4 protein-coding genes are annotated in these 5,724 nt (G+C 65.4%); 2 read left to right on the forward strand and 2 right to left on the reverse strand.

The annotated features are described in order from the left end of the window. The coding region (locus tag RUW20_RS15625; RefSeq protein WP_313953149.1) for a DUF1615 domain-containing protein at nucleotides 1–1,055 on the reverse strand (1,055 nt) is incomplete at its 3' end. Between the two features lie 247 nt (nucleotides 1,056–1,302). Continuing rightward, entirely contained in the window at nucleotides 1,303–3,099 is a 1,797-nt protein-coding gene (ggt, locus tag RUW20_RS15630; protein ID WP_313953150.1) for a gamma-glutamyltransferase, read from the reverse strand. 149 nt (nucleotides 3,100–3,248) lie between these two features. Between ggt and RUW20_RS15635 the strand changes: the two genes are divergently transcribed. Then, entirely contained in the window at nucleotides 3,249–4,268 is a 1,020-nt protein-coding gene (locus tag RUW20_RS15635; RefSeq protein ID WP_313953151.1) for an efflux RND transporter periplasmic adaptor subunit, read from the forward strand. An 11-nt stretch (nucleotides 4,269–4,279) separates the two neighbouring features. Continuing rightward, the coding region (locus tag RUW20_RS15640; protein WP_313953152.1) for an efflux RND transporter permease subunit at nucleotides 4,280–5,724 on the forward strand (1,445 nt) is incomplete at its 3' end.

The raw sequence follows: 5,724 nt of genomic DNA on the forward strand, positions 1-5,724 counted from the left end.
CGTCCATCCACCCGCCGGGCGAACCAATCGGTGGTCAGTTGCCGTGTGATCTTGGGGCTCTTCAGCTCGATGCGCGGCAGCATTTCGCGGGGCCGTCTCGCGTTGCTTGCCGTATCGGCAAGCGCGTACAGCCGCTGGTAGAGCGCGGACTGCTCGAAGGCGAAGGTCTTTTCGAGCTTGAAATCACGCTGGATCTCGCCCTCGCTCAAGTTCAAGCGTGGTCGCAAGACGAGCGCGCTGCGCAGGGTATCGCTGGCTTCCGCGGCCGGGCTGCCGTTCTTGTAACGCAACAGGTCGCCATCGAGCGCCAGCCGCTGGCCGCTGAGCTGGGCTACCGCCTCCTGAAAGGCTGCATTGCGGCTGCTGTAGCGACCGGCGTTGAAGTCGGCGAAGCGGTAGATCATCTGGCTGTAGCTGGCCGGGTAATCGAGCAGGATGGCGATGCCGAAATAGAGGCCGCCGCGACGCGAGAACACTTCGTCGCGGACACTACCCTGGCGCGGGTAGGGATAGGGACGGTTACGCACATGCTCCTCGGCAAACTCGACGCTGACCTGCATTGGCCCCCCGGTACGAACCGGGTTATAGCCGGCAAAGAGCACCTTGCCGCCGGGCAATTCGGAAATCATGTCGTCGTAAATGGCGTTCATCTGGTTCTCGGTACGCAAGGCGTCGATTCTTGCCTTGTAGCTCCTGCCATCCGGCGACGACTTGCTCAAGGCGAGGTCGAGAACGACTTTCGGGATGGCGTATTTTTCGCGCCGCTTCTCGAGTTCCTGCCAGACGATGCGCGACAGCCCGGCAACCGGCGGGTCGGCCTGGAAGGTCGATTCCTGGGCGATGATCGAGATCACGGCACACAGGTTTTCCGGCGTCGGCAGAATGCGCAGCGCGGCCATCGCGGCAAAGATATCCGCCGCCCAGCCGGCGCGGTCGCCGACCTGTGGCGGCAGCACGCGGTTGACCAGGGCGCGGCCCTCGCTCGTACTCGGGTAGAGGGAGGCAGCGGGAGGCGGGCTCGGCAGCCGCGTTGACGGCTGGGGAAGCTTACGCACCTCGCTTCCCGGACTGGACTGCTCAGTCGGCGCCGGGTCGCGTGGCACCGGTGACGGCCGCGATTCGTAAGCGCCGTCTGTGGCGCAGGCGGTCAGCAGGGCGGCGATCAAGGATGCGAGAAGCAGCTTTCGGGATACGGCGGGGGATAGCGGTACACCGTTTTCCGGCAGCAAGGGCGACGCCGTTCGGCGCCACGGAAAAGCAAGCTTGCGCTCCTTTCGGCGCGCCAGACCGCTCGCCTCCAGCTTACTCACCCACCACCCTGCCCTCGCGACGGGGGTCCGCACCGCCAGCGTAACCGACAGGGTTCTTCTGGATCGCCTGCAGGCCGCTGCTCAAGCCCACCTCCTTCACGACATGACCTCGGCCTTGCAGCACGGCGACAAAAGGCCGCGGGAAGCGCTTTTCTTCCAGCAGCGTCGGGCCATTCAGCGATCCGAAGTTGGGCAGATCAATGGCTTCCTGCGGCGTCAATCCCCAGTTCAAGGTGGCATAGAGCAGCTTGGCGGTGTAGTGGATGATCATCGCGCCACCCGGAGAACCGCCGCTCAGCGCCAGATCGCCGCTGTCGTTGTCGAAGACCAGGGTCGGGCTCATCGACGAGCGTGGGCGCTTGCCGGCTTCGACGCGATTGGCGATCGGTGTGCCACTGGCGTCCGTCGGGGCGAAGGAAAAATCGGTGAGCTCGTTGTTGAGCAAGAAGCCCTTGACCATCTGGCGCGCGCCGAAGGCATCCTCGATGGTACTGGTCATGGCCAAGGCATTACCCCAGGCGTCCACGATGCTGATATGTGACGTGCCGTACTCGACCTGCTCGGGCATCGGCGCAAAGGCGCTCTTCTCCGCCGAGGGCGATCCCGGTTTGGCGATCTGCATGCTCTGCTCGCCGATCAGTCGTGCCCTTTCGGCAAGGTAACTCGGAGCGATCAGTGACTGCCAATTGCCGGCCGGCGCGGGAACGAAGTCGGGGTCGGCCACATAGCGGGCACGATCGGCAAACGCCAGCCGCGAGGCCTCCGTGTAGTAGTGCATCCAGAGCGGGTTCTCGAAGCGCAGAAAGCGCGCCTCGCTGTTGTTCAGGATGCCGAGGATCTGGTCGATGGCAATCGCTCCAGAACTGGGTGGCGGGAAGCCGCAAATCCGGTAGCTGCGGGCCTGCCGCGTTCCCCTGGGCGCGTAGTCGGTACACAGCGGCGAACGCCGTTTCGCCTGATACGCAGCCATGTCGGCCATGCTCAGCAGGCCCGGGTTGTCCGGATGATTGCGCACGCGATCGACCACCGCCTGCGCGATGTCACCCTCGTACAGCGCCAGCGAGCCTTCCGCGGCGATCCTGCGCAGGACCTGCGCCAACTCTGCATTGCGCAGCAGGGTACCGATCGCCCGTGGTTCACCGTCACGCTCGTAGAAGTACGGGCCTGCCTTCGGGTCCTTGCGCAAATGTCGGTCGGTCTTGAGCAGCGTATAAAGGCGCAGGCTGACCGGAAAGCCCTCCTCTGCCAGCGCGATCGCCGGCTCGAAAAGGCGCGCCCACGGTAGCTTGCCGTACGCTGCATGCGCCATTTCGAGCATCCGAACGGTCCCCGGAACACCCACCGCCCGCCCACCGACTACGGCCTCCGAAAAAGTCATCGGCTTGCCGTCGGCCTGCAGGAAAAGTGTTCCGTCGGCGGCCGCGGGTGCCGTTTCGCGACCGTCGAAGGCGACCGTTTCCCGACCATCGTAGTACAGTAGAAAGGCACCGCCACCGATGCCGCTCGACTGCGGTTCAACCAGCGTCAACACCATCTGGACGGCGATCGCGGCATCGACGGCCGAACCACCGGCGCGCAGGATTTCCAGTCCGGCCTCGCTGGCCAGCGGATGCGCGGTGGCAACGGCCAGCTTCTGGCCACGCCATCCGGGTTGCGCGCTGGGAGCCGAGACCCCCTCGGGCTGACGCAAGTCGGCCGCAGACGCGGCACCCGGCGGACTTGCGGACGGCATCTGCGTGCAGCTGGTGACCAGAAAAACGGTGGCAAGGGCGAGGTAGACGCGTTTCATGGGCACCTTCGATTTGGCAAACTTGCGCTTTGTCTCATTCAAGCCGGCCGGGCGTCAAGAGGGAGCGATCATGGAAATCTGCGGGCGGCCACCCAGTTGGGCGAGGTTCCTTGTTTTCGTTCGTATATCAGGATATGCTTATACGCATGATGAGTGATCCCCAATCCCGATTGTCCTGGCGGCAGGCGCTGCTGGTGGCGCTGACCAGCGCCGCGGCTCTTGCCGCGCACGCGCAAGCGTTGCCGACCGTGCTCATCGAGCCGCACCCGGTCGACCTGACGCTGCCGGCCGAGGCAGTGGTCGAGGCAGTCAATCAGGCGACGCTGGCGGCGCAGGTTTCCGGTCGGGTCATCGAAGTTCACGTCGACGTCGGCCAGGCGGTGCGCCAGGGTGACCTGCTGATGAAGATCGACGCCCGTGAGGCGAGCGAAGCAGCGGCCGGAGCGGCATCGCAGTATGTCAATGCCCGGGCCCACTACCAGCGGACGCTAAGCCTGCGCCAGCAAGGCTTTGTCAGCCAGGCTGCGGTAGACAAGGCGAAAGCGGATCTCGACGCCGCTCAGGCGGCGCGGGGACAGACCACGGTCGGCCTCGGCCATGCCACGGTCCGCGCGCCGATCTCCGGAATTGTCGCCGAGCGACTGACGGAACTGGGTGAAATGGCAACGCCCGGCAAACCCCTGCTGACCATCCATGATCCGAACGGCCTGCGGGTCACCGCCACCATTCCCCAGTACCGCTTGTCGCAGATGCGCAGCGTCGGCCGGGCCAGGGTGGAGTTTCCCGAACTCGGCCAGTGGGTCGATGCTAGCAGCGTCACCGTGCTGCCGACTGCCGATGCGGCGACGCATGTCTCGCCGGTGCGCGTTGGCCTGCCGGCGGGGATGAGCGGCATCGTGCCCGGCATGCACGCGCGGGTGTACTTCGTGCTCGGCCACGCCACCAAGCTCACCGTGCCGCAGGCCGCCGTCGTCCGCCGCGGCGCCGTCGCGGCAGTCTACGTCGAGAAGGAAGACGGCACGCTGAACTTGCGCCAGTTGCGGCTTGGCGAAGCGGTCGGTAGCGGCGAAATCGAAGTACTGGCCGGGCTGCACGCCGGCGAGCGCATCGTTCTCGATCCGGTGAAGGCGGCGGTCGCGCTGAAATCCGGCCAGCGCCCGGGCCAGTAGCGATGGCTGTGATGGGGGTTTCGGGCCGTATCGCCCGCTTTTTCGCCAGCTCGCAGATGACCCCTCTGCTGGCCCTGGTGGCGCTGCTGATGGGCGTCTTCGCGACGCTGGTGACGCCGCGCGAGGAAGAACCGCAGATCGACGTGACCATGGCCGACGTATTCATCGGCTTTCCAGGCGCTTCGGTGCAGGATGTCGAGAACCTGGTGGCGACGCCGGCCGAACAGGTCCTGTCGCGGATGTCGGGAATCGAGCATGTGTTTTCGGTTTCGCGGCCGGGGATGGCGATCGTCACCGTACAGTTCGAGGTCGGCGTCAAATACATGGATGCGGTGGTACGCCTTTACGACACGGTGAACTCGAATCGCGACTGGCTGCCGCCGAACCTCGGCGTCCTGGAGCCGGTCGTCAAGCCAAGAGGCATCGATGACGTGCCGATCGTCTCGCTGACTTTCTGGACCGCCGACCCGACACGCTCGGCTTTCGACCTGCAGCAGGTGGCGCGGGCCGCCGAAGTCGACTTCAAGCGCATCAAGGGAACGCGCGATGTGTCGACCCTGGGCGGCCCAGACCATGCCGTGCGCGTGCTGATGGACAGCGAGCGGATGAACGCTTTTGGCGTCACGCCGCAGGATCTGGCCGGTGCGCTGCGTCTCGGCAACACCCGGCAGTCTTCCGGGCATGTGGTCGCCGACAACCGTGAAGTGCTGGTCGAGACCGGCACCTATCTCGAGTCGGCGGCGGACGTCCGGCAACTGGTCGTCGCCGTGCACGGCAAGGCCGGTGAGCGCAAACCGGTATTCGTCAGTGATGTCGCACGCGTCGAAGACGGCCCGGATCAGCCGCAGCGTTATGTCTGGTTCGGCAACCGCGACGGCGAGTTCCCGGCGGTGACCGTACAGGTTTCCAAGAAGCCCGGGGTCAATGCCGCCGACGTCGCCAACGCGGTAATCGCGCGCGCCGACTCGCTCAAGGGAACGCTGATCCCGGACGGCGTCGAGGTCACCACGACGCGCAATTATGGCCAGACGGCAACCGACAAGGCGCAGAAGCTGATCGGCAAGCTGGTTTTCGCCACCGCCTTCGTCGTCCTGCTGGTCTTCTTTGCGCTGGGCAAACGCGAGGCCTTGATCGTCGGCGTGGCGGTCGCGCTAACGCTTGCCGCGACCTTGTTTGCCTCCTGGGCCTGGGGCTTTACCCTCAACCGCGTCTCGCTGTTCGCGCTGATCTTCTCGATCGGCATCCTGGTCGACGACGCCATCGTCGTCGTCGAGAACATCCACCGCTGGCAAGCGCTCCAGCCCGGCAGGCCGCTACTCGAAATCATTCCGCTGGCCGTCGATGAAGTCGGCGGCCCGACCATCCTGGCTACTTTCACGGTGATCGCCGCGCTGCTGCCGATGGCCTTCGTCACCGGCCTGATGGGGCCGTACATGAGCCCGATCCCGATCAACTC

The organism is Accumulibacter sp. (assembly GCF_032229525.1).
Taxonomy (GTDB): domain Bacteria; phylum Pseudomonadota; class Gammaproteobacteria; order Burkholderiales; family Rhodocyclaceae; genus Accumulibacter.